Source organism: Microbacterium sp. CR_7 (genome assembly GCF_041954755.1).
Classification (GTDB): domain Bacteria; phylum Actinomycetota; class Actinomycetes; order Actinomycetales; family Microbacteriaceae; genus Microbacterium.
Genome location: NZ_JAVAYF010000005.1, coordinates 176,539 through 200,276 on the forward strand (window position 1 = coordinate 176,539; position 23,738 = coordinate 200,276).

At 71.9% G+C, this 23,738-nt stretch carries 18 protein-coding genes; 15 read left to right on the forward strand and 3 right to left on the reverse strand.

Going from position 1 to position 23,738, the window contains the following annotated elements; all coding sequences use genetic code 11:
* Positions 1–92: 92 nt before the first annotated feature.
* The 6 genes from RAC81_RS12695 (at position 93) to rocD (ending at position 7,981) form a co-directional block, all read left to right on the forward strand.
* Complete coding sequence (locus RAC81_RS12695; protein ID WP_375082689.1) at positions 93–3,746, forward strand: proline dehydrogenase family protein; 3,654 nt, start codon at positions 93–95, stop codon at positions 3,744–3,746.
* Between the two features lie 161 nt (positions 3,747–3,907).
* On the forward strand, positions 3,908–4,342 hold the full coding sequence (locus RAC81_RS12700) for a hypothetical protein (RefSeq protein WP_375082690.1): 435 nt from the start codon (positions 3,908–3,910) through the stop codon (positions 4,340–4,342).
* Positions 4,342–4,572, forward strand: coding sequence for a helix-turn-helix transcriptional regulator (locus RAC81_RS12705; RefSeq protein WP_375082691.1), 231 nt, complete (start codon positions 4,342–4,344; stop codon positions 4,570–4,572). Before RAC81_RS12700 ends, RAC81_RS12705 begins: the two co-directional genes overlap by 1 nt.
* Position 4,573: 1 nt before the next feature.
* Positions 4,574–5,635, forward strand: a complete 1,062-nt coding sequence (locus RAC81_RS12710; protein ID WP_375082692.1) for an NAD(P)-dependent alcohol dehydrogenase — start codon at positions 4,574–4,576, stop codon at positions 5,633–5,635.
* A gap of 247 nt (positions 5,636–5,882) precedes the next feature.
* Positions 5,883–6,773 carry a dimethylargininase gene (gene ddaH / locus RAC81_RS12715; RefSeq protein WP_375082693.1) on the forward strand — a complete coding sequence of 297 codons (891 nt, stop codon included), beginning with the start codon at positions 5,883–5,885 and terminating at the stop codon, positions 6,771–6,773.
* Positions 6,770–7,981, forward strand: a complete 1,212-nt coding sequence (gene rocD, locus RAC81_RS12720) for an ornithine--oxo-acid transaminase (protein WP_375082694.1) — start codon at positions 6,770–6,772, stop codon at positions 7,979–7,981. The genes ddaH and rocD overlap by 4 nt, the downstream gene beginning before the upstream one ends.
* 130 nt (positions 7,982–8,111) lie before the next feature.
* Here the strand turns inward: rocD and RAC81_RS12725 are convergent, their stop codons facing one another.
* The 3 genes from RAC81_RS12725 to RAC81_RS12735 form a co-directional block, all read right to left on the reverse strand.
* A complete protein-coding gene (locus tag RAC81_RS12725) occupies positions 8,112–8,543 on the reverse strand; it encodes a hypothetical protein (RefSeq protein WP_375082695.1) in 432 nt (143 codons plus the stop codon).
* Positions 8,544–8,612: 69 nt separating this feature from the next.
* Positions 8,613–9,965 carry an MFS transporter gene (locus tag RAC81_RS12730; protein WP_375082696.1) on the reverse strand — a complete coding sequence of 451 codons (1,353 nt, stop codon included), beginning with the start codon at positions 9,963–9,965 and terminating at the stop codon, positions 8,613–8,615.
* A 5-nt stretch (positions 9,966–9,970) separates the two neighbouring features.
* Positions 9,971–10,411 (reverse strand): MarR family winged helix-turn-helix transcriptional regulator, encoded by a 441-nt coding sequence (locus RAC81_RS12735; protein ID WP_375082697.1) that lies wholly within the window; start codon positions 10,409–10,411, stop codon positions 9,971–9,973.
* Positions 10,412–10,552: 141 nt separating this feature from the next.
* Here RAC81_RS12735 and RAC81_RS12740 point away from each other — a divergent pair, with 141 nt between their 5' ends.
* The 9 genes from RAC81_RS12740 to menC all read left to right on the forward strand — a co-directional run bounded on the left by RAC81_RS12740 (position 10,553) and on the right by menC (position 23,723).
* Entirely contained in the window at positions 10,553–11,986 is a 1,434-nt protein-coding gene (locus RAC81_RS12740; RefSeq protein WP_375082698.1) for a serine hydrolase domain-containing protein, read from the forward strand.
* 68 nt (positions 11,987–12,054) lie between these two features.
* Complete coding sequence (locus tag RAC81_RS12745; protein ID WP_375082699.1) at positions 12,055–13,635, forward strand: ABC transporter substrate-binding protein; 1,581 nt, start codon at positions 12,055–12,057, stop codon at positions 13,633–13,635.
* 40 nt (positions 13,636–13,675) lie between these two features.
* Entirely contained in the window at positions 13,676–14,671 is a 996-nt protein-coding gene (locus tag RAC81_RS12750; RefSeq protein WP_375082700.1) for an ABC transporter permease, read from the forward strand.
* Positions 14,668–16,524 carry a dipeptide/oligopeptide/nickel ABC transporter permease/ATP-binding protein gene (locus RAC81_RS12755; RefSeq protein ID WP_375082701.1) on the forward strand — a complete coding sequence of 619 codons (1,857 nt, stop codon included), beginning with the start codon at positions 14,668–14,670 and terminating at the stop codon, positions 16,522–16,524. The genes RAC81_RS12750 and RAC81_RS12755 overlap by 4 nt, the downstream gene beginning before the upstream one ends.
* Positions 16,521–17,270 carry an ABC transporter ATP-binding protein gene (locus tag RAC81_RS12760; protein ID WP_375082702.1) on the forward strand — a complete coding sequence of 250 codons (750 nt, stop codon included), beginning with the start codon at positions 16,521–16,523 and terminating at the stop codon, positions 17,268–17,270. The genes RAC81_RS12755 and RAC81_RS12760 overlap by 4 nt, the downstream gene beginning before the upstream one ends.
* Positions 17,271–17,321: 51 nt before the next feature.
* On the forward strand, positions 17,322–20,687 hold the full coding sequence (locus RAC81_RS12765; protein WP_375082703.1) for a serine hydrolase: 3,366 nt from the start codon (positions 17,322–17,324) through the stop codon (positions 20,685–20,687).
* Positions 20,684–21,823: a M20 family metallopeptidase gene (locus tag RAC81_RS12770; RefSeq protein WP_375082704.1), complete on the forward strand. Its 1,140-nt coding sequence runs from the start codon at positions 20,684–20,686 to the stop codon at positions 21,821–21,823. Before RAC81_RS12765 ends, RAC81_RS12770 begins: the two co-directional genes overlap by 4 nt.
* Entirely contained in the window at positions 21,811–22,620 is an 810-nt protein-coding gene (locus RAC81_RS12775) for a GNAT family N-acetyltransferase (protein WP_375082705.1), read from the forward strand. The genes RAC81_RS12770 and RAC81_RS12775 overlap by 13 nt, the downstream gene beginning before the upstream one ends.
* Positions 22,617–23,723, forward strand: coding sequence for an o-succinylbenzoate synthase (gene menC / locus RAC81_RS12780; RefSeq protein ID WP_375082706.1), 1,107 nt, complete (start codon positions 22,617–22,619; stop codon positions 23,721–23,723). The genes RAC81_RS12775 and menC overlap by 4 nt, the downstream gene beginning before the upstream one ends.
* Positions 23,724–23,738: the final 15 nt, after the last annotated feature.

Below are 23,738 nucleotides of genomic sequence, written 5' to 3' on the forward strand. Positions count from 1 at the left end.
GGGGGTGGGTCGGCGTTGAGACAGGGGGGCGAGCGCGAGGCGCGGCGGCGCGGGGACGCGGGGCGAGAGGCGCGCGGTAATAGCCTGGGCACATGGCCGACCCGATGCCGTCTGCAGACCCGTCCGACACCCTCGCGGACCGCGCGATCGACCTCGCCCGGCGCTGGGTGACCGAGGCGGCGGCAGCCGACGTCGACCCCGCCGCCGAGCGCCTCGCCGGCGTGCTGCAGGACGCCAACGGCCTTCCCTTCACGCTGGGCTTCGTTGACGGCGTCATGCGCCCGGAGAGCCTGGGTGCCGCGGCATCCCAGCTGCACCGCATCGCGCCGATCGTGCCCGAGTTCCTGCCCTGGTACGTGCGCTCGGCGGTGAGGATCGGCGGCGGGGTCGCCCCCGTGCTCCCCGCACCCGTCGTGCCGATCGCCCGCCGCGTGCTGCGCGAGATGGTGGGTCACCTCGTGGTCGACGCGCGGCCGGCGAAGCTCGGTCCGGCGATCGCGAAGATCCGGGAGTCGGGGGCGCGCCTCAACCTCAATCTGCTCGGCGAGGCCGTGCTCGGCGAGGCCGAGGCGAAGCGGCGGCTCGACGGCATCCACGATCTGATCCGACGTCCAGACGTCGACTACGTCTCGGTCAAGGTCTCGGCGATCATCAGCCACATCTCGATGTGGGCCTTCGACCAGGTCGTGGAGGCCGTCGTCGAACGCCTGCTCCCGCTGTACCTGACGGCGACGTCGGACCGCACCTTCATCAACCTCGACATGGAGGAGTACCGCGACCTCGATCTGACCATCGCCGTGTTCACGCGCATCCTCGAGGATCCGCGACTGCAGGGACTCGAGGCCGGGATCGTGCTGCAGGCGTACCTGCCCGACGCGCTGCCGGCGCTGCAGGAGCTCACCGCCTGGGCACAGGAGCGCGTCGCGCACGGCGGGGCGCCGATCAAGGTGCGGCTCGTGAAGGGTGCGAACCTCGCGATGGAGCGGGTCGAGGCGACCATGCACGGCTGGCCGACGGCGACGTACGACGCCAAGGTCGACACCGACGCCAACTACCTGCGCTGCCTCGACTGGGCGCTGCGCCCCGAGAACGTGGCAGCCGTGCGACTCGGGATCGCCGGGCACAACCTGTTCGGCATCGCGTACGCCTGGCTGCTCGCGGGCGAGCGGGGCGTGCGCGGAGCGACGGATGCCGGCACGGGTGCCGTCGGGCAGCCCCCGATCGAGTTCGAGATGCTCCTCGGCATGGCGCAGGGGCAGGTGCAGGCCGTCTCCCGCGAAGTCGGCGAGGTGCTGCTGTACGTGCCGGTCGTGAAGCCCGACGAGTTCGACGTGGCGATCAGCTACCTCGTGCGGCGGCTGGAGGAGAACGCCTCTCCCGACAACTTCCTCTCGGCGGCCTTCCGACTCGGCGACGACGAGGCGCTGTTCGTGCGCGAGCAGGACCGCTTCCTCGACGCGCTCGAGCGTTCGACATCGCCGACGCTGCGCATCGGACCGCGCCGCACGCAGGACCGCCTGGCGCCCGTGCACGAGTCGGTGCGCCCCGCCCCGGTCGCCCCGGCCCCGGAAGAGGATCTGACCAAGGCCGTCCTCGGCATCTCGCGCGGGTCCGACGACACCGGCGCCCCGTTCCTCGAGACGGCGGTGTACTCACCGCGCGAACTCGACCGAGCGGGCGACGGCGCCCCGGGGTTCTCCAACACCGCTGACAGCGACCCCTCGCTGCCCGCGAATCGCGAGTGGGCAGCCGGGGTGCTGGGCCGGATCGGGTCGTCGACGCTCGGCGTGGAAACCATCGAGGCCGCCCGCGTCGACGACGCCGGGGTGCTCGACGGCACGATCGCCCGCGTGCGCGATGCCGGTGCGCAGTGGGGTGCTCGACCCGCGTCCGAGCGCGCCGAGGTGCTGTTGCGCGCCGCCGCCGCGCTCGAGAGCCGCCGCGCCGACCTCATCGAGGTCGCCGCCTCCGAGACGGGCAAGGTCTTCGCCGAAGCCGACGTCGAGGTCAGCGAGGCCGTCGACTTCGCGCGGTACTACGCCGCGACGGCCCGCGAGCTGGATGCCGTCGCCGGGGCCTCTTTCGTGCCGGCCGGTGCCACCGTCGTGGCCCCGCCGTGGAACTTCCCGCTCGCGATCCCGGCCGGGGGAGTGCTCGCCGCGCTCGCCGCCGGCTCGGGCGTCGTGTTCAAGCCCGCGCCGCAGTCTCGTCGCTGCGCCGCGGTGATCGCCGAGACGCTGTGGCAGGCGGGCGTGCCGCGCGACGTGCTCGCCCTCGTCGACATCGAGGAGGGCGACCTGGGACGGGACCTCGTCACGCATCCGGGCGTCGACCGCGTCATCCTCACCGGCTCCTGGGAGACCGCGGCGCTCTTCCGCTCCTGGCGCCCCGACCTGCCGCTGCTCGCCGAGACCAGCGGCAAGAACGCCATGATCGTCACCCCGTCGGCCGACCTCGACCTCGCGGTGTCCGACCTCGTGCGCAGCGCGTTCGGCCACGCGGGGCAGAAGTGCTCCGCGGCATCCCTCGCCATCCTCGTCGGGCCCGTCGGCCGCTCGCAGCGGTTCGCCCGACAGCTCGCCGACGCGACGCGGTCGCTGCACGTCGGCTGGCCGACCGACCCGCTGGCCGAGGTCGGACCCGTGATCGAGCGGCCGCAGGGCAAGCTCGCGTGGGCGCTCACCGAGCTCGAGGGCGAGGAGCAGTGGCTCATCGAGCCGGCCGTCTCCGCCGACGATCCGACCGGACGGCTGTGGCGCCCCGGCATCCGCGTGGGCGTGCAGCCGGGCTCGCGCTTCCACACCGAGGAGTTCTTCGGACCCGTACTCGGCGTCATGCACGCCCCGACCCTCGAGCGCGCGATCGAGCTGCAGAACGCCGTCGCGTATGGCCTCACGGCGGGGCTGTATACGCAGGACCCGGCCGAGCTCGGGCTGTGGCTCGACCGCGTGCAGGCCGGCAACCTCTACGTGAACCGCGGCATCACCGGCGCGATCGTGCAGCGTCAGCCGTTCGGCGGCTGGAAGCGCTCGTCGGTCGGACCCGGCGCGAAGGCCGGCGGCCCGAACTACCTCATCGGCCTGGGATCGTGGCGGTCGCGGGCCACGGGACCTGTGTCGAGCACGCTGCACCTGCGCGGCCTCGACGCCCGGATCACGGCCCTGATCGAGTCGGCGCAGCCGTCGCTCGACTACGAGGCGTTCGAGTGGCTGCGCCGCTCGGCGCTCTCGGACGCGCTCGCCTGGGATCGCGAGTTCGGCAAGGTGCGCGACGTGTCGCGGCTCGGCGTCGAGCGGAACCTCTTCCGGTACCGGCCGGTGCCCGTCGGGATCCGCGCCACGTCGGACGCGGGCTGGCAGGAGCTGCTGCGCGTCGTGATCGCGGCGGTGCGCGCCGGTGCCCCGTTCACGCTGTCGACCCCGGTCGGGTTGCCCGCGGCCGTGCGCCATGCGCTCGGCGACGTGGGCGCGACCGTGTACCTCGAGAGCGATGAGGAGTGGATCGAGCGGATGCAGGCCGACGGCCACCCGTCGCGCGTGCGGCTCGTCGGCACGCGCGTGTCGGTCGGCGAGCTGCACCGATCCCTCGCCGGGGCCGTAGGCGGCGACCCGGATCTCGCGGTGTACGACGGAGAGGTCACGTCGGCGGCCCGGATCGAGCTGCTGCCCTTCGTGCACGAGCAGGCCATCGCCATCACGGCTCACCGCTACGGCAACCCGGACGACTGGAGCGCCGAGGTCATCTGAGCGGACCCGCCCCTCCGTTTCGAATCGCGCGATTTACCATCCGACGACCCTCGGGACTGCAATCAGGCGATTCGAAACCTCGTCATGTAAAAGATTCTTGACACGGCGGTCGTCTCGGCGTACGTTCGTCGTGTCAAGAATCTTTTACACGAGGAGCGATCATGGTCTTCGAGGAGCGCAACGTGTGGGCGGGACTGATCGTCAGTGTCCTCGTCATCCCCGCGTACATCGTCATCGTGCTGCAGCAGGCCGCGAGTACCCCCGTCACCGAGATCGACTGGCTGCCGCCGATGCTCTGGACGATCGGCGTCGGTATCGTCGCCACCATCGTCGTCAGCGTCGTCTGGGGGATCGTCGCCGGCGCGCGCGACCCCGACGGTGTCGGCAGATCCGACATCCGCGATCGCGACATCAGCCGTATGGGTGGACGTGTGGAGCAGGCGTTCCTCGTGATCGCCGGGCTCGCCGTGATCGCCCTGTGCGCGATCGGAGCCGACCTGTTCTGGATCGCGAACACCATGTTCGCCGGCTTCGCGGTGTCGGCCGTGATCGGCAGTGTCGCGCGGGTCGTCGCCTATCGGCGGGGCCTGGTGTGATGGTCAAGCCCACTCTCGTCTCCAACAGCATCCGCGCGCATCGCGAAGCGGCGGGGCTCACGCAGGCCGAACTCGCGCGCTCGATCGGCGTGACGCGCCAGACCCTCATCGCGATCGAGCAGGAGAGGTACTCCCCGACCCTCGAGCTCGCGTTCCAGATCGCCCGCGCGTTCGGCGTCGGCCTCGACGATCTCTTCCAGTACCCTGACGCCGCCCCGAAGGAGGGCTGACATGTCCGCTGAACACCGCACTGCCCGCAGGGAGCCCGAGGCCCCTCGCACCGTGATCCCCGCGTGGAGCCGCGAGACCTACGGCCCCGCCGACGGCGTCAGACTCACCGAGATCCCGATGCCCGTACCGCGCCGCGGCGAGGTCGTCGTGCGCGTCGAGGCGACCTCGCTCAACGCGGGCGACGTGCGCCTCCTGCTCGGCGACCCGCTGCTCGTGCGCCCGGTGTTCGGCCTCACGAAGCCGAAGCACCCCGTCCGCGGCATGGAAGTCGCCGGCACCGTCGTCGAGCTCGGCCCCGACGTGATCGGCGTCGATCTCGGCACGCGGGTCGTCGGCGAGCTGGTCGGCGGGGGAGGGCTCGCCTCGCACGTCGCCGTCCCGGCATCCCGCCTCGTGCCCGTTCCGAGCGACGTGACGTCCGAGATAGCAGCCACCCTGCCGGTGGCCGGCGGCACGGCCTGGCAGGCGCTCGACCTCGCCGGCGTCGGCATCCGCTCGGTCGGCGAGAATCCGGATGCCGCGCCGGGTCGCGTCCTCGTGATCGGCGCCTCCGGCGGAGTGGGCACGTTCGCGGTGCAGCTCGCCGCCCTGCGCGGGGCCGAGGTGTGGGCGACATGCGGGGAGCGCAATGCGCGGCTCGTCGAGCACCTCGGCGCCGTGCGCACGATCGATCACCGCCGCGCGCCCCTGTCGACGCTTCCCGCGGGACACTTCGACGCGGTCGTCGACATCGCCGGCGGCATCCCGCTGCGCGACCTGCAGCGCCTCGTCCGCGACGGCGGGCGGGTCGTGCTCACCGCCGGGAACGGCGGGCACGTGCTGGGGCCGATGCCGCGCATCCTCGCGGCCGCACTGCGCTCGATCGGGTCGCGCCGCCGTATCCGCTCGCTCATGGCGACGCCGCGGCCGGAGGTGCTGACCGCACTCCTCGACCTCATCGCCGAGGGGCGCATCACGCCGGTGATCGAGCGCGAGTACGGCTTCGCGCGCGCCTCGTCGGCGCTGTCGCATGTCGAGGCGGGGCACACGGTCGGCAAGGTCGTCGTGCGCGGGGCGGAGTAGCCGACGTCGAATCGCGGATCCCGGTGGATTCGAATCGCGCAAATCGCAGATCTCAGGGGTCGAAAGCTGCCAGGTGCGCGATTCGAAAACCGGCCAGCGCTCTGGCCCCGCCCAGGCGACGGGTGACACAATGGATGCCGGCGTGCTCGAGTCGCATCTTCCCCGCCGCCCGCTCCCGGTGAGCGGACAGGGTCGAAGGACCGCCGGGCCCCTGGACAGCGTCCGCCGCATCCGTTCGAGGAGCTCCATGTCTGTCGAGACCACTGCGTCCGAGTCCACCGCCACCGAAGCCGCCGCGCGCACGGCGCACCACCGCCGCTACCTGATGTGCAAGCCGTCGCACTTCACGGTGAACTACTCCATCAACCCGTGGATGGAGCCCGCGAAGCCCACCGACACCGAGAAGGCCGTCGAGCAGTGGCAGAAGCTGTACGACCTCTACCTCGAACTGGGCCACGAGGTCGAGCTCATCGAGCCGCTCGCCGGATACCCCGACATGGTCTACACCGCCAACGGCGGCTTCGTGATCGACGGCCGCGCCTACGTGCCCGAGTTCCGCTTCGTCGAGCGCCAGGGCGAGGCGCCCGCGTTCGCGGACTGGTTCCGCGCCGCCGGCTTCGACACCGTCATGCCGCAGGAGGTCAACGAGGGCGAGGGCGACTTCCTGCTCGTCGGCGACGTCATCCTGGCCGGCACCGGATTCCGCTCGACCGGCGACAGCCACCGCGAAGTCGGCGAGGTGTTCGGCCGCGAGGTCGTGTCGCTCAACCTCGTGGACCCGCGCTTCTACCACCTCGACACGGCCATCGCGGTGCTCGACCCCGTGCAGGGCGTCGAGAACGGCGGCCCGGAGCGCGCCAACATCGCCTACCTGCCCGGCGCCTTCGACGACGCGAGCCGCGCCGAGCTCGAGAAGCGCTTCCCCGACGCGATCCTCGTGTCGGACGAAGACGGCGCCGTGTTCGGACTGAACTCCGCGAGCGACGGCTACAACGTCGTCATCTCGCCGCGGGCCGTGGGCTTCGAGAAGCAGCTGCGCGAGCGCGGCTACAACCCGATCATGGTCGACCTGTCGGAGCTGCTGCTCGGCGGCGGCGGCATCAAGTGCTGCACGCTCGAGCTGCGGGGTGCGAAGTGACCGCGGTCGACGCGAGCGCCGTGGCCGAGCAGGGCACGGAGCCGCACGTCGCGCACAACTACCACCCGCTCCCGGTCACGATCGCGCGCGGTGAGGGCGCGTGGGTCACCGACGTCGAGGGCAAGCGCTACCTCGACCTGCTCGCGGCGTACTCGGCCGTGAACTTCGGCCACCGGCATCCCGCCCTCGTCGCCGCGCTCACCGAGCAGCTCGGCCGCGTCACTTTGACGAGCCGCGCGTTCCGCAGCGACCGCCTCGAGCCGTTCGCGGCAGCCCTCGCCGAGCTCGCGGGCAAGGACATGGTGCTGCCGATGAACACGGGCGCCGAGGCCGTCGAGACCGGCCTCAAGGTCGCCCGCGCGTGGGGCTACCGGGTCAAGGGCATCGCCGACGGCGCCGCGCGCATCATCGTCGCCGCCGGCAACTTCCACGGACGCACGACGACCATCGTGAGCTTCAGCGACGACGAGCAGGCGCGCGACGGGTTCGGCCCGTACACGCCGGGCTTCGACGTCGTGCCCTACGGGGATGCGGATGCCGTCGCCGCCGCCATCACGGCCGACACCGCCGCGGTGCTCATCGAGCCGATCCAGGGCGAGGGCGGAGTGATCATCCCGCCCGAGGGGTACCTGCGCCGCATCCGCGAGATCTGCGACGAGAAGAACGTGCTGTTCATCGCCGACGAGATCCAGTCGGGCCTCGGCCGCGTGGGGGAGACCTTCGCCTGCGACCGCGAGGGCGTCGTGCCCGACCTGTATCTGCTCGGCAAGGCGCTGGGCGGCGGCATCCTGCCCGTCTCCGCCGTGGTCGGCGACAGCGACGTGCTCGGTGTCATCCAGCCCGGCGAGCACGGGTCGACGTTCGGCGGCAACCCGCTCGCGGCCGCAGTGGGCCTCCGCGTGGTGGAGATGCTCGAGAACGGCGAGTTCCAGGAGCGCGCCCGCGCTCTGGGCGAGCACCTCGCGCAGGCGTTGGAGCCGCTGAAGGCGCACGGCGTGACCGCTGTGCGCATCGCGGGGCTCTGGGCCGGCGTCGACATCGACCCGGCGAAGGGCACCGGGCGTCAGATCGCCGAGCGCCTGCTCGACCGCGGCGTGCTCGTGAAGGACACGCACGGGCAGACGATCCGCATCGCGCCGCCCATCGTCATCCGCGCCACCGAGCTCGACTGGGCGGTGGAGCAGCTCAAGCACGTGCTGGGCGCGTAGCCACCCCGCTTCGGTTGGCACCTCCTGCGGGAATTCCGCGGGAATTGCGACAGCGGGTGCCAAGCGAACGGTCGGGGCGGGGCCGCCGGGAGCGCGGGAGCTGGGGGAGCTACCGGCGTGAGGCCTCGGCTCAGGCCGGCGGGTCCTCGGGGTCGAGGGTGCGCAGGGTGTCGCGCTCCACATCGTTGTCGGCGTCGAGCTGCGCGGCGGTCGTGTCGTCGCCGCCCAGCGGCACGTCGCGGTCGGGGTTGGCGTCGCCCTGGATGGCTCCGTGCGGCGACTCCCCGTGCGAGCTGTCGCCCTGGATGGCTCCGCCCTGCGACGCCCCCTGCGGGTCGCCGTCGGCGGCTTCGCCCTGGATCGCGCCGCGCGGCGATTCGCCGTGCGCGTTGTCGCCCTGGATCGCGCCGCCCTGGGCTGCGCCCTGCGCGCCGCCGTCGAGGTCGCCTGCACCGTCGCCGGCACCCTGACCGTCGGGGGCGGTGTTGTGCTCCGGGTTGATCTCGGGGGAGCCCTCGGCGGGCTGCTCGGGGTGCGGGGTGCGTCCTGTGTTGTCGTCCATGGTCGCGACGTTACGCCCGCGTCGGAGGAGGCGGCGAGGGGTTGACAAACCCGCGCCGGGCGATCCGCGTCAGTCCTGCTTCGCGATGCGGATCGGTGTGGTCGCGGTGGCCTTCTCGGTGTAGTCGACGTGCTCGGCGGATGCCGCTGGTTCGGCGAGCTCGGGCTCGTCGACGACGCTCAGCGGGCGCGTCTCGTCGAGGGTGAGCAGGAAGCGGCGGTCCTCGGAGCGACGGAGGCGTCCGGACGTGACGACCCAGATCGTGCCGATCGCGCACGCGACGAGACCGGCCGTGCCGCCGAGCATGATCGCGCTGCGCGGGCCGAAGGTGTCGGCCACCCATCCCGCGATGGGGGCTCCGACCGGGGTCGACCCCATGATCACGGCCATGTAGAGCGCGAGCACCCGACCGCGCAGCGCGGGGTCGGTCGTCATCTGCACGTAGCCGTTCGCGGTGGTGAGCAGGGTCACGATCATGAACCCGGTGAAGGTCAGGGTCACGGCATAGGCGGCGTACGTCGGCATCGCCGAGGAGACGAACGCGGCGATGCCGAAGCCGCCGGCCGCGAGGATGACGACGCGCACCCTGGCGCGATCGCGGCGAGCCGCGAGCAGCGCTCCGGCGAGCGAGCCGATCGCGAGGATCGAGCTGAGGACGCCGTAGCCGTCGGCGCCCGCACCGAACTCGAGCGCCATGGTCGAGGCGAAGATCGGGAAGTTCATGCCGAACGCGCCGATGAGGAACACGGTCACGAACACGACGCGCAGATCGCTGCGCCCCCACACGTAGCGGAATCCGGCAGCGAGGCCTCCGCGGCTGCGGCCCTTGAGGCGCGGCGCGAGCTGGCCGGTGCGCAGCAGGAGCAGCGCCACGAGCATCGCGAGGAAGGTCGCGGCGTTCGCGATGAACACCCAGCCCGACCCGATCGCGACGATCAGCAGGCCGCCGACGGCCGGCCCGATCATGCGGGCGAGGTTGAAGGATGCCGAGTTCAGGGCGACCGCGTTCGAGGTGTCGCCGACCGACACCATGTCGGAGACGAACGCCTGACGGGCCGGGGCGTCGAACGCGTTCACCACGCCGAAGGCCGCGGCGAAACCGAACATCATCGGCAGCGTCATGAGCCCGTTCAGCAGCAGGACGCCGACGGCGATCGCGAGCAGCAGCAACGCGCTCTGCGTCGCGAGCAGGATGCGGCGCCGCTCGAAGCGGTCGGCCACCAACCCGGTGAGGCTCACGAGCACGAGCGGCGGGCCGAACTGCAGGGCCATCGTGACGCCCATGGCCGCGGCGTCGTTGTCGGTGAGCTCGGTGAGCACGACCCAGTCCTGGGCGGTCGCCTGCATCCATCCGCCGACGTTCGAGACGAGGGCGCCCGCGAACCAGATGCGGTAGTTGACGTTCGCGAAGGAGCGGAACATGGCGCTCATCGGTCGACCACCCGCCGCATCAGGGCGCTGGCCTCGCGCAGCGTCGAGAGCTCGTCCTCGGTGAAGTCGAGCTCGGCGAGCATGCCGGCGAGCAGCTCGTCGCGCCGGTGGATGGTCTCGGCGACGATCGCCGATCCGGTCTCGGTGATGTCGACCTGCACGCGTCGGCGGTCCTCCTCGTCGGGGATGCGCACGACGTAGCCCTGCTCGGCGAGGCCGTTGATCATGCTCGTCATCGACGGGGCGGTGACGCGCTCGGCATCCGCGAGAGCGGTGATGGTGCGTCGTCCGTGCAGGCGCAGGGTCGCGAGCACGGCGAGCTGCGCGTCGCTCATCGCGTCGACGGCTCGGGCGCACCGAAGGCGGCGGGCGAGCCGGAAGGTGGCGAGGCGCAGGTCTGTCGCGGTGAGGTGGAGGGATTCATCGGACGCAGACATTACTTAGATAGTCTATCTAATCTCCGCGACCGGACAAGGGCGTGAGTCGAGGAGGGCTTCGTCCTCGTTGACGAACGAACCCCTTCGGTTCCGTCTGTTCGGACGAACGGCGATCGACGGAGCGATGCCTAGAGTGAGGCCATGCAGAGCCCCCACGCGGTCGGTGAACACCTGCGGTCCACTCTGGGATCGCTCATCGAGACGCACGGAGTGCCCGCGGCATCCGTGGCTGTCCTCGTCGACGGTGAAATCGTGACCCACGCCTCAGGCCTCCTCAGCACGGCGACGCGGATCGAGGCGACGACGGATGCCGTCTTCCAGATCGGATCGATCACGAAGGTCTGGACCGCGACGCTCGTGATGCAGCTGGTGGACGAGGGGCTCGTCGACCTCGACGCGCCCGTCCGGACGTACCTGCCGGAGTTCGCGCTCGCCGACGAGGCCGCCGCCGCGGCGATCACCGTGCGGCACCTGCTCAGCCACCGCTCGGGCATCGAGGGCGACATCTTCACCGACACCGGTCGCGGCGACGACGCCGTCGAGAAGTACGTCGAGCTGCTCGCCGAGGCGGCGCAGATCTTCGAACCGGGGGCGCTGTTCTCGTACAGCAACGCGGGTTACGTCGTGCTGGGCCGACTCGTCGAGCGGCTGCGCGACACGACCTGGGAGCAGGCGCTGCTCACGCACCTCGCGACACCGCTCGGCCTGCGCAGCGTCTCGCCGAGCCCGTACGAGGCGATCCTGCACCGCGTCGCGGTCGGACACGTGGATGCCGGAGACGGCGGCGAACCGCAGCCGGCCCCGTTCTGGGCGATGGCGCGCTCGAACGAGCCGGCGGGGTCGATGCTCGCGATGACCGCCGAGGACCTGGCCGTGTTCGCCCGTGCCCATCTCCGTGCCGCGGCCGGCTCGTCGCCCGCGTCGGTGGAGGAGCAGGCCGTGCTCTCGCAGACCTCTGCGGCCGCGATGCGCACGACGGAGGTCCGTCTTCCGCGCGTCGCCGGCATGGGGGCGGCCTGGGGCCTCGGATGGGAAATCGATCGCGACGAGGACTCCGTGCTGTTCGGACACGACGGCAACACGGTGGGCCAGTCGTCGTTCCTGCGGATCGCGCCGGAGGCGGGTGTCGCCGTCGTGCTGCTCACGAACGGCGGTGACGGTGCCGGCCTCTTCCACGACCTCGTGGATCCGCTGCTGCGCGAGCTCACCGGCTCGGGGCTGCCCGAGGCGCCCGTTCCGTCCGCCGCAGCATCCGACCCCGCGGCATCCGAGGCGTCCGACCGGAACACCCCCGACGTGAGCGGCTACCTCGGCGTGTACGCGAACTCCACCGTCGAGATGGAGGTGTCGCAGGACGCGGAGGGGCGGCTGTGGCTCGAGCAGCGCCCGACGCCCGAGCTGCGCGCGCTCGGCGCCGAGCCGTCGACCGACGAGCTCGTGCCCTACGGCGACACGTCGCTGATCGCTCGCGAGCGCAAGGACGGGATGCACCTCGTGCTCGCCTTCCTCGAGCCGGCCGACGACGGCCGCGCCTCGTACATCCACTTCGGCCGCGCTGTGTCGCGGTCGCGCTGACCACCCGAACCTCGTCGCCACGCGGCGTGCACCCCGATACGCACGAACCCACTGCCTGGAGGAACGTCATGACACCGAATCGCACCGCCGTCACCGCCGTCGTCGCCGTGACCGCTCTCGCCACCGTGCTCACCGGGTGCGGCTCGGACGGGGGCGGCGGGGGCGAGCCGGTGAAGGGAGGCACCTTCACCGAGATCCTCGGCTCCGACCCGGGAAGCCTCGACCCGCAGCTGTCGGCCGGCAGCGCGCTGTTCGACATCAGCAAGCTCGCCTACGACACGCTCGTGAGCGTCGACGCAGACGGCGAGGTCCGGAGCCAGCTCGCCACCGAATGGGAGGTCGACGGCACCACCGCGACCCTGAAGATCCAGGACGGCATCACGTGCGGCGACGGCACGCCGTTCACCGCGCAGAGCGCCGCAGACAACCTCAACTGGATCTCCGACCCCGAGAACCAGAGCGGCTTCCTCGGGGCGTTCCTTCCGGTCGGCGTGACCAGCGCCGCGGAGGGCGACACGGTGACGATGACGCTGTCGAGCCCGGCGCCGTTCCTGCTGCTCGGACTCTCGGGCCTGCCGATGGTGTGCGACACCTCCCTGAACGACCGCGACGGGCTCGCGGCCGGCACGGACGGCACCGGCCCGTACGTGCTCACCGAGGCCGTGCCGAACGACCACTACACCTACGAGCTGCGCGAGGACTACGCGTGGGGGCCCGGCGGAGCCACGGTCGACGAGGAGGGCATCCCGGCGAAGGTGAACGTGCGCGTCGTCTCCGACGGCACCACCGCGGCGAACCTGCTGCTCTCGGGCGAGGCGAACGCCGCCCAGCTCACCGGCCCCGACGCGGACCGCGCGATCAGCGCGGGCCTCTTCTCCCGCGAGGGCACCGCCATCGCGGGCGAGCAGTGGTACAACCACGCCGAGGGTCACCCTACGAGCGACCCTGCGGTGCGCATGGCGCTCACACAGGCGGTGGACCTCGATGAGCTCGCGAACGTCATGACCGCGGGCAAGGGCGGCCCCGCGACGGCCCTGGCGGTCGTCGAGCCGACCGTCTGCACGTACGACGCGATCTCCGAGTCGCGCCCGACGTTCGACGTCGACGCGGCGAACGCGACGCTCGACGAGGCCGGCTGGGTGCGCGGCTCCGACGGTGTGCGCGCGAAGGACGGACAGCGCCTCAGCCTCACGTTCCTCTACGAGAACAGCCTGGGCGCCGCCGCCGCGGCGGCCGCCGAGCTGGCGCTCACGGCGTGGAAGGAGATCGGCGCCGAGGTCGACGGCAAGCAGCAGGACGAGACCGCGCTGCTCGAAGCGACCTTCAGCACCGGCGCCTGGGACGTCGCCTGGCTCACGCTGAGCGTCAACAGCCCCGACCAGGCGATCGGCTTCGTGAGCGGCGCCGTGCCGCCCGAGGGCTCGAACTTCTCGGCGATCGAGAACGCGGAGTACACGGATGCCGTGACGCGCGCGTCCGAGCTGAACGGCAGCGAGGGCTGCGACGTGTGGCAGGAGGCCGAGAGCGCGCTGTTCGCGGCCGCCGACCTCGTGCCCTTCGCGAACGCGACCGTGTACATGTTCGGCAACGGCGCGGAGTTCGACTGGACAGGCGTGATCGAGCCGACCAGCATCCGCCTGGTCGGCTGAGAACCCGAGCCGCCCTCGACCCCCGGATCGAATCGACGACATGACGACTGCGACCACCCGCATCGCCGAAGACGACACGCGCGTCGGCGACCACCGCTGGCTGAGGTTCGCCCTCCGCCGCACCGGTCGGCTGCTCGTCTCGCTGTGGATCCTGATCACGGCATCCTTCCTGATGATCCATCTGGTGCCCGGTGATCCGATCCGCGCGGCGCTGGGGCCGACGGCTCCGGCCGCGGTCGTCGAGGCGCGGCGGGAGTCGCTGGGGCTGAACGACCCGATCTGGCAGCAGTACCTCGACTACATCCGCGGCGTGTTCACGGGAGACCTCGGGGTGTCGATCGGGTCGCAGCTGCCCGTCGCCGACACGATCGCGCAGCGGCTGCCCGCCACGCTGACCCTCGCCCTGCTGGCCTTCGTGCTCGCGGTGCTGATCGCCATCCCGCTGGGCATGGCGGTCGCGGTGGCGACGCAGCGGGGCAGGGCTCGCGGCCTCGAGGTGGGGTTCAGCTCGACGAGCGTCGTGATCGGGTCGATCCCGGACTTCCTCCTCGCGGTGGCCCTCGTGGCCGTGTTCGGCGTCCAGCTCGGATGGCTGCCCGTCGCCGGCCGCGAGGGGCCGCTGTCGTACATCCTCCCCGTGCTCGCTCTGGCGCTGGGGCCGGCGGCGATCCTCGCCCGCATCCTCCGCATCGAGGCGCTCTCGGTGCTTGAGGCCGACTTCGTGCGCACCGCGCACGCCAAGCGGCTGCGGGGGCCGCGCATCACGCTGCGGCACGTGCTGCCGAACGCCGTGACCGCGACGCTCACCCTCGGCGGCCTGCTGCTGAGCGGCCTCGTCGCCGGCACCGTGCTCGTCGAGACCGTGTTCGCGTGGCCGGGACTCGGCAGCACGATCGTCAGCTCGATCCAGACCAAGGACTACCCGCTCGTGCAGGGCACCGTGCTCGTCTACGGCGTGGGCGTGCTGCTCGTGAACACTCTCGTCGACGCCGCGCTCGCGGTGCTCGACCCCCAGTCGACGGCGGCCGAGGCATGAGGCGCACGCTCGCGAACATGGTGCGCACCCCGCTCGGGGCGCTGGCGCTGGCGCTGCTCGCGATCGTCGTGCTCACGGCGATCGTCGCCCCGGTGATCTGGGGCGAGCAGGCCGACGTCACCGACACCGGAGACCTGCTGGCCGGACCGTCGGCCGAGCACCTCATCGGCACCGACAACCTGGGCAGGGACCTGCTGCTCCGCACGATCGTCGCCACGCGCCTGTCGATCGTGCTCGCGCTGCTCGCGACCCTCGTCGCGGTGGTCGCCGGGCTCATCCTCGGGGTGGCCCCGCTGCTGCTCGGACCGGTGCTCGGTCGCGCCGTGACGTGGTTCACGGGAATCGCGGTGGCGTTCCCCGGACTGCTGCTCGCACTCTTCTTCGCCGCGATCTTCGGCAGCACCGCCACTGCCGCGGTCTTCGCGCTCGGTCTCGCCGGCGCCCCGTCGTTCGCCCGCCTCTGCCAGACCCTCATCGCCGGCATCGAGGCGCGCGACTTCGTGGCGGCCGCCCGCGTCGGCGGCATCGGCCGCGTGCGCGTGCTGTTCCGCCACATCCTCCCGAACATCGGCGAGCCGCTCATCGTCAACTCGACCATCGGCGCCGGCGGCACCCTGCTTGCGTTCGCCGGACTGTCGTTCCTCGGTCTCGGCGTGCAGCCCCCGGAGTACGACTGGGGACGCCTGATGATGGACGGCCTGCGCGGCATCTACGCGAACCCGCTCGCCGCGCTCGCCCCGGGCCTCGCGGTCGTGATCGCCGGACTCGCCTTCAACCTGACCGGCGAGTCGGCCGCGCGCAGCCTCGGCCTCGCCGACGACGCACTGCTGCGCACCGCGACCCGCATCCGCCGCCGGACGCCCTTCGGACGCGCCGCCGCGCAGACCGCGACCACCGCTGCGGAGAACGGAGCGGTGCTGGAGGTCGAGGACCTGCGCGTCGACTTCGAAGCCGCCGACGGCACGGTCGTGCACGCTGTGCGGGGGATCGACTTCGAGGTCCGGGCCGGGGAGATCGTCGGGATCGTCGGCGAATCCGGGTCGGGGAAGTCGATGACCGCGCTCGCCGTCGCGCGGCTCGTGAACCCGCCGGGACGCGTCACCGCATCCGCTCTGCGCTTCCTCGGCGTCGATCTGCAGGCGGCCGAGGGACCGGCGCTGCGCCGCCTGCTCGGCACCTCGATGGCGATGGTGTTCCAGGATCCGATGTCGTCGTTCAACCCGACCATGCGGATGGGCGCACAGCTCGCCGAAGTGGCCACCGAGCACGCGGGTCTCAGCCGACGGGAGGCGCTCGACCGGGCGGCCGACCGGCTCGCCGCGGTGCGGATCACTGCGCCGAAGCGCCGGGTGAGGCAGTACCCGTACGAATTCTCCGGCGGCATGCGCCAGCGCGCGATGATCGGCATGGGCCTCATGGTGTCGCCACGCCTCATCATCGCCGACGAGCCGACCACGGCGCTCGACGTGACGGTGCAGAGCCAGGTGCTCGATCTGCTGCGGGCGATCCGCGACGAGGACGGCGCATCGATCCTCTTCATCAGCCATGACATCTCCGTGGTCGCCGAGCTGTGCGACCGCGTGCTCGTGATGCGCTCCGGAGAGATCGTCGAGTCGCTGCCCGCGACCGACCTGTCGTCGGCGCGGCATCCCTACACGCGGGCGCTGCTCGCCGCCGTGCCACACATGGCGACCGACCTCGACCGCCCGCTCGCGACCCTCGCGACGCTCGCGGCGGAGGAGGGGCGGGCAGCGGACGCCGGCAGCACGGCGGACGCCGAGGCGGATGCCGCGGGCGGTGCCGAGACGGTCGATGCCGTCGGCGGCGATCACGAGGAGGTGGGCACCCGATGAGCGAGCTCGTGTTCGATCAGGTCTCGGTGCGCTACGGCGTCGGTCGCGGCGCCATGACCGCGGTGGACCGGGCTTCCCTCACGGTGCCGGACGGCGGCGTGACCGGCGTGGTCGGCGAGTCGGGGTCGGGTAAGTCGACCCTGGCCAGGGCGGCGGTCGGACTCGTTCCCCTGCACAGCGGGCGGATCCTGCTCGACGGCGCCCCGATCCCGCGACGGGGTCCCCGGCCGCTGCAGATGGTGTTCCAGGACCCGTACTCCTCGCTCGACCCGCGGATGCCGGTCGGGGCGAGCATCGCCGAGATGATGCCGTCCGGCATGACCAGACGGGAGCGGGCCGCCGAGGCCGCGCGACTGCTCGAGCTCGTGCAGCTCGACCCCGACAAGGCCGACGCGCGCCCCTCGCGGTTCTCGGGAGGTCAGCGGCAGCGCATCGCGATCGCCCGTGCGCTGGCCGGCAGGCCCCGCGTGCTCATCGCCGACGAGATCACGTCTGCACTCGACGTGCTCATCCAGGGCGCGATCCTCAACCTGCTTCGCGAGCTGCAGGACGAGCTGGGGTTCTCGATGCTCTTCATCTCGCACAACCTCGCCGTCGTGCGGTACGTCGCATCGCGGATGGTCGTCATGCGCGACGGCACCGTCGTCGAGCACGGCCCCACCGGCGACCTGCTCGACGACCCGCAGGACCCGTACACGCGGGAGCTGCTCGCCGCGATCCCCCGACCGATCCAGTACACCCCCTGACCGACCCACACGCCAGCCGGTGCCACGAGCGCCGCAACCGAAGGAGTCCCCGTGACCCGCAGAATGAGTATCGACGACGCTCTCGCTCTGACCGTGCCGAGTCAGCCGACGCTGTCGCCCGCCGGAGACCGCGTCGTGTACGTGCTCGGCGCGACAGACATCGACGAGGACCGCAGCACGAGCTCGCTGTGGATCGCAGAGGGCGGCGCGACCAGGGCTCTCACGCGGGGTCCGTCCGACTCCAGCCCGGTGTTCTCGCCCGACGGCGCGCAGGTCGCCTTCCTCCGCGACGGCCAGCTGTGGACGCTACCGCTCGCGGGCGGCGAGCCCGAGCAGCGCACGACGCTGCCCCTCGGCGCCGGCGTGCCCGTGTGGAGCCCTGACAGCACGCGCATCGCGTTCACCGCTCCGGTCGTGCCGCTCTCCGCGCCCGGCGCGGGTGAGAACGACGAGCAGCGTGCGGAGCGCGAGAAGGCCCCGATCGTGACGAGCGGGATCGACTACCTCGTCGACGGCGCCTGGTTCACGCGCGGCGTGACCGATCAGCTGCACGTGCTCGACCTGGCAGGCGGCAACGTGCGACGCCTCACCGACGGCGTCCCCGGCGTCGGCAGCCCGGCATGGTCGCCCGACGGCAGCACCCTCGCCTACGTCGCGCGACCCGAGGGCGCGGACGACCTCGCGTTCCGCTCGTCCGTGCAGGCGCTCGAACCCGCCGATCCCGCAGCCCGCCCCCGCACCCTGGCGTTCGCCGACGGCTACGCGGGCACCGTGTCGTTCACGCCCGACGGCGGCGGCCTCGTCGTCATCGGCTGGACCGGCGAGCCCGAGGGGCACGCCGGCCTCTTCGTCGTCGACCTCGCGTCCGGCGACGTCGTCGATGCGGCGGGCGACCTCGACCGCAACGTCATGCCCGGCGCCCCGGCCTATCCCGGCGCGCTGCCGCAGGTCACGGCATCCGGCGACATCCTGTTCGCGATCCGCGACCGCGGCGCGACCCACCTCTACGCCGTGCCCGTCACGGGCGGCGCGCCCCGACTCGTGCACGGCGGCGCCGACGAGGTCGTGAGCGGCCTGTCGGTCGCGGGCGACACCGCCGCGATCGCACTGACGACGCCGACGTCGTTCGGCGAGATCCTGCGCCTCGACCTCGCGGCCGGTGCGAGCGAAGTGCTCACGGCGCACGGCGACGCACCCGACGGCGCCGAGCTGTTCGTGCGCGAGAGCCGCGAGTTCACGATCAGCGACGGCACCGTCGTGCAGGGCTGGATCGTGCGCGACCCTGCTGCCACGGGCGCGACCCCGCTGCTCGTCGACATCCACGGCGGGCCGCACAACGCCTGGAACGGGGCCGTCGACGAGATGCACCTCTACCACCAGCAGCTCGCGGCCGACGGATGGACGATCCTCATGATCAACCCGCGCGGCAGCGACGGGTACGGCGAGGACTTCTGGCGCGGGGTGAAGGGCGCCTGGGGCGTCGCCGACGCCAAGGACTTCCTCGAGCCGGTCGACCAGCTCGTCGCGGAGGGGACGGCGGATGCCGCTCGTCTCGCCGTCGCCGGCTACAGCTACGGCGGCTACATGACGGCCTACCTGACGGGTCACGACGACCGGTTCGCCGCCGCGGCCGCCGGAGGCATCGTCGCCGATCTGTTCAGCATGGGCGGCACGAGCGACGACGCCCACATGCTCAGCGTGCTCGAACTGGGCGTGATGCCGTGGGCCTCGGCCGACCGCGACGCGCTCACCGCGATGTCGCCGTACTCGGCGGTGGAGAACGTGAAGACGCCGACGCTCGTCCTGCACGGAGAGAAGGACCTGCGGTGCCCCGTGCACCAGGCGCAGCAGTGGCACTACGCGCTGCGCGAGCGCGGGGTCCCCACCGAGCTCGTCCTCTACCCGGGCGGCAGTCACGTCTTCCCGCTGCTCGGCGCACCGAGCCACCGGGTCGACTATGCGCGCCGCATCGTCGACTGGGTCGAGCGCTTCGCCGGGAGCACCCGCGGTGCGCGCCCGGCGGCGATCGACGTCGCGCACTGGCAGCACCGGCTCGACGAGCTCGCGCGGCTGCACGACGTGCCGGGTGCGCAGCTCGGCATCCTGCGCTACGACCCCGAGGGACGCGACGAGGTCGTGACGGCCGCCACCGGCACGCTCAACGCCGACCTGCCCGCGGCGTCGGCGACCGTGCTGCCCGACTCGGTCTTCCAGATCGGCTCGATCTCGAAGGTGTGGACGGCCACGGCCGTCATGCGGCTGATCGAGCAGGGTGCCTTCACGCTCGACACTCCGGTGGTCGAGATCGTGCCCGACCTGCGGCTCGCGACCGAGGAGTTCACCCGGGGCGTCACGGTGCGCCACCTGCTCACCCATACGAGCGGCATCGACGGCGACGTGTTCACCGACACCGGCCGTGGCGACGACTGCCTGGAGAAGTACACGGAGCTGTTCCCCGAGATCGGCGTGAACCACCCGCTCGGCGCGACCTGGTCGTACTGCAACTCGGGCTTCTCGCTGCTGGGGCGCGTGATCGAGAGCGCCACGGGCAGCGTGTGGGATGCCGCGATGCGCGACCTGCTCTTCACCCCGCTCGGACTCACGCACACCGTGACGCTGCCCGAGGAGGCGATCCTGCACTCCGCCGCCGTCGGACACGTCGAGACGGGGGAGAAGCCGGTGATCGCGCCGGTATGGGCGCTGCCGCGCTCCCTCGGCCCGGCCGGACTCATCACCGCGCGTGCTGCCGACGTGCTGGCCTTCGCGCGGCTGCACCTGGCCGGCGGCGTCGCGGCGGACGGCACCCGTCTGCTCGAGGAGTCGACGGTCGCCGAGATGCAGGCGTTCCAGGCCGAGGTGCCGGACAAGCACATCCTCGGCGACTCGTGGGGTCTCGGCTGGATCCGCTTCGACTGGAACGGCGAGCGCCTGTACGGACACGACGGCAACACGATCGGCCAGGCCGCGTTCCTGCGCGTGCACCCGGAGTCGGGCGTCGCGGTGACGCTGCTCACGAACGGCGGCCACACGCGCGACCTCTACGAGGACCTCTACCGCGAGATCTTCGCCGAGCTCGCGGGCGTCACCATGCAGGCCACCGTGCAGCCGCCCGCCGAGCCGGTCGAGGTCGACATCGCCCCGTTCCTCGGCACGTACGAGCGCGCCTCGGTGCGGGCGGAGGTGTTCGTCGGCGACGACGGACCGATGCTCCGCACCACCGTGCTCGGACCGCTCGCCGAGCTCGAGCCCGACCCGGTCGACGAGTACGCGCTCACGCCGTACAGCGACGGCGTCTTCGCGCTCCGCGCCCCCGGGACGCAGACGTGGATGACGGCGACGTTCTACACGCTGCCGACCGGCGAGGAGTACCTGCACTTCGGCGCACGGGCGACCCCGAAGGTGTCGAGCGGCGCATGAGCATCCCGTCCCCGCTGGTCGCCGATGCGCTCACAGAGGCGGCGCTCGTCTCCACGATCCGCCGGCTGATCGAGTGCGAGTCGCCCTCCGGCGACGACGAGGCCGTCGCGCGGTCGGCCGACGTCGTCGCCGAGGTCGGCGCCGAGCTGCTCGGCGTCGAGCCCGAGCGCCTGGTGATCGACGGCTGCGCGCACCTGCGGTGGCGCTTCGGCGCCGAGACGCGGGTACTCCTGCTGACCCATCACGACACCGTGTGGCCGCACGGCACCCTCGACCGGCTGCCGTTCGGCATCGTCGACGGAGTGCTGCGAGGGCCGGGGTCGTTCGACATGAAGACGGGGCTCGCCATGGTGCTGCACGCGGTCGCCGCGCTCGACGACCGCGACGGCGTGACCGTGCTCGCTACCGGCGACGAGGAGACGGGATCGGAGCGGTCCCGCGCGCTCATCGAGGAGACGGCGCGCGGCGCTGCAGCCGTGCTCGTCACCGAGGCCTCGGAGCACGGCGCCTGGAAGGGCGCGCGCAAGGGCGTCGGCATGTACGAGATCGTTCTGCGGGGCAGGGCGGCGCACGCGGGTCTCGAACCGGAGAAGGGCGTCAACGCCACGGTCGCGCTCGCGCACCTGGTGCTCGCGATCGGTGCCCTCGCCGATGCGGATGCCGGCACGACCGTCACACCGACGCGCGCCGACTCGGGCACCACGGGCAACACCGTGCCCGCCGAGGCGACGCTGCGGATCGACGTGCGGGCGTGGTCGGCGGCCGAGCTCGAGCGGGTCGACGCGGCGGTCCGCGCGTACACGTCGCCGGTGCCGGGCGCGGCGATCACCGTGCACGGCGGGATCAACCGCCCGCCGCTCGAACGGGAGATGTCGCAGGGGCTCGTCGACCTCGCGAGACGACTCGGTACGCCGCACGGACTGGGTGACGTGGGGGCGGTCGCCGTCGGCGGGGGCAGCGACGGCAACTTCACCGCGGGTGCGGGGGTGCCGACCCTCGACGGCATGGGGGCCGTCGGGGGCGGTGCGCACGCCGACCATGAACACGCGATCGTGGCGGAGATCCTGCCCCGGACGCGACTGCTGGCCGACATGGTCGCAGAGATCTCGAGAACGGACGGACCATGGCAGAACTGATGCACGACGACGCGGTCGTGTCGTCCGCGCAGCGCGATGCGGATCGCGCCGCCGCGGCATCCGGCGTCTCGATCAGAGAGCTCGCGGCGGTCGGCGAGCATGCCGAGGCCATCGCCCTGCTGTCGCGCATCTGGCGGCGCTCGCCCGAGAACCCCGTCGTGCCGCCCGAGCTCATGCGGGCGCTCAGCAAGGCGGGCAACTACATCGGCGGCGCGTTCGCCGACGACCGCCTCGTCGGGGTGGCCATCGCCTTCCACGCCGACCCCGAGCGACACGCGCTGTACAGCCACATCGCCGGGATCTCGGCGGAGAGCGTCGGGCGCTCGATCGGGTTCGCGCTCAAGCAGCACCAGCGGGCCTGGGCGCTCGGCCGTGGCATCGACGCGATCGAGTGGACCTTCGACCCGCTCGTCGCCCGCAACGCGCACTTCAACATCACCAAGCTCGGCGCGAGGCCGCAGGAGTATCTCTCGGACTTCTACGGAGCGATGACCGACGGCGTCAACAGCGACGACGAGACCGACCGGCTGCTCATGCGGTGGGAGCTCCGCGACGCGGGCGTCGTGCTGCGCGCGCACGGCAGCTCTCCGGAGCCGGAGTCACGGATGCCGGGCGAACGCACCGTCGCGGTGCCGCCCGACATCGAGCGGCTGCGATCGGAGGACCGCGCCGAGGCGCAACGCTGGCGGCTGCGGTTGAGGGAGCAGCTCATCGCGGCGCTCGACGCGGGCGGACGGATCGTCGGATTCGACCGCACCGAGGGGTACATCATCCGACCGGAGAGGACCACGGCATGAGGATCGACGGTATCGAGCTGCGACGGGTGGCGATGCCGCTCGTCTCCCCGTTCCGCACATCGTTCGGCACGCAGACCGCGAAGGACATCCTGCTCGTGCGGGCCGTCGTCGACGGCGTCGGCGGGTGGGGCGAGTGCGTCACGCTGCCCGACCCCGTCTACTCGCCCGAGTACACCGAGGGTGCGGTCGACATGATCCGCCGCTACATCGTGCCCGCCCTGACGGGGGCCGAGATCTCGGGCGCGCACATGGTCGGCGAGCGGCTCGCGCCCTTCAAGGGCCACCGCATGGCGAAGGCCGCGGTCGAGACCGCCGTGCTCGACGCCGAGCTCCGCTCCGAGGGTCGATCATTCGCCCGCGAGCTGGGCGCCGTGCACGACACCGTGCCGTGCGGGGTGTCGGTGGGCATCATGGACGAGATCCCGCGGCTGCTCGACGCGGTCGACGGGTACCTGGCCGAGGGATACGTGCGCATCAAGCTCAAGATCGAGCCGGGGTGGGACGTCGACGTCGTCCGGGCGGTGCGAGAGCGCTTCGGCGACGACGTGCTGCTGCAGGTCGACGCGAACACCGCGTACACCCTGCGGGACGCGCAGCACCTCGCGCGCCTCGACGACTTCGGCCTCCTCCTGATCGAGCAGCCGCTCGAGGAGGAGGACATCGTGGGGCATGCCGAGCTCGCACGGATGCTGAAGACGCCGATCTGCCTGGACGAGTCGATCACCTCGGCGCAGACCGCGGCCGCCGCGATACGCCTCGGCGCCACGAGCGTCATCAACATCAAGCCGGGTCGCGTCGGCGGATACCTCGAAGCGCGCCGCATCCACGACCTCGCCGTGGCGCAGGGTGTGCCGGTGTGGTGCGGCGGCATGGTCGAGAGCGGTATCGGTCGGGCGGCGAACGTCGCGCTCGCCGCACTGCCCGGATTCGTGCTTCCCGGTGACGTCTCCGCCAGCGACCGCTTCTACCGGGTCGACCTCACCGAGCCGTTCGTGATGCACGACGGGAGCCTCTCGGTGCCGCAGGGTCCGGGGCTCGGCGTGACGCCGATCCCGGAGATCCTCGAGGAGCTCACGACCTGGACCGAGTGGCTTCCGATGTGAGGTTATGCTCGCCGA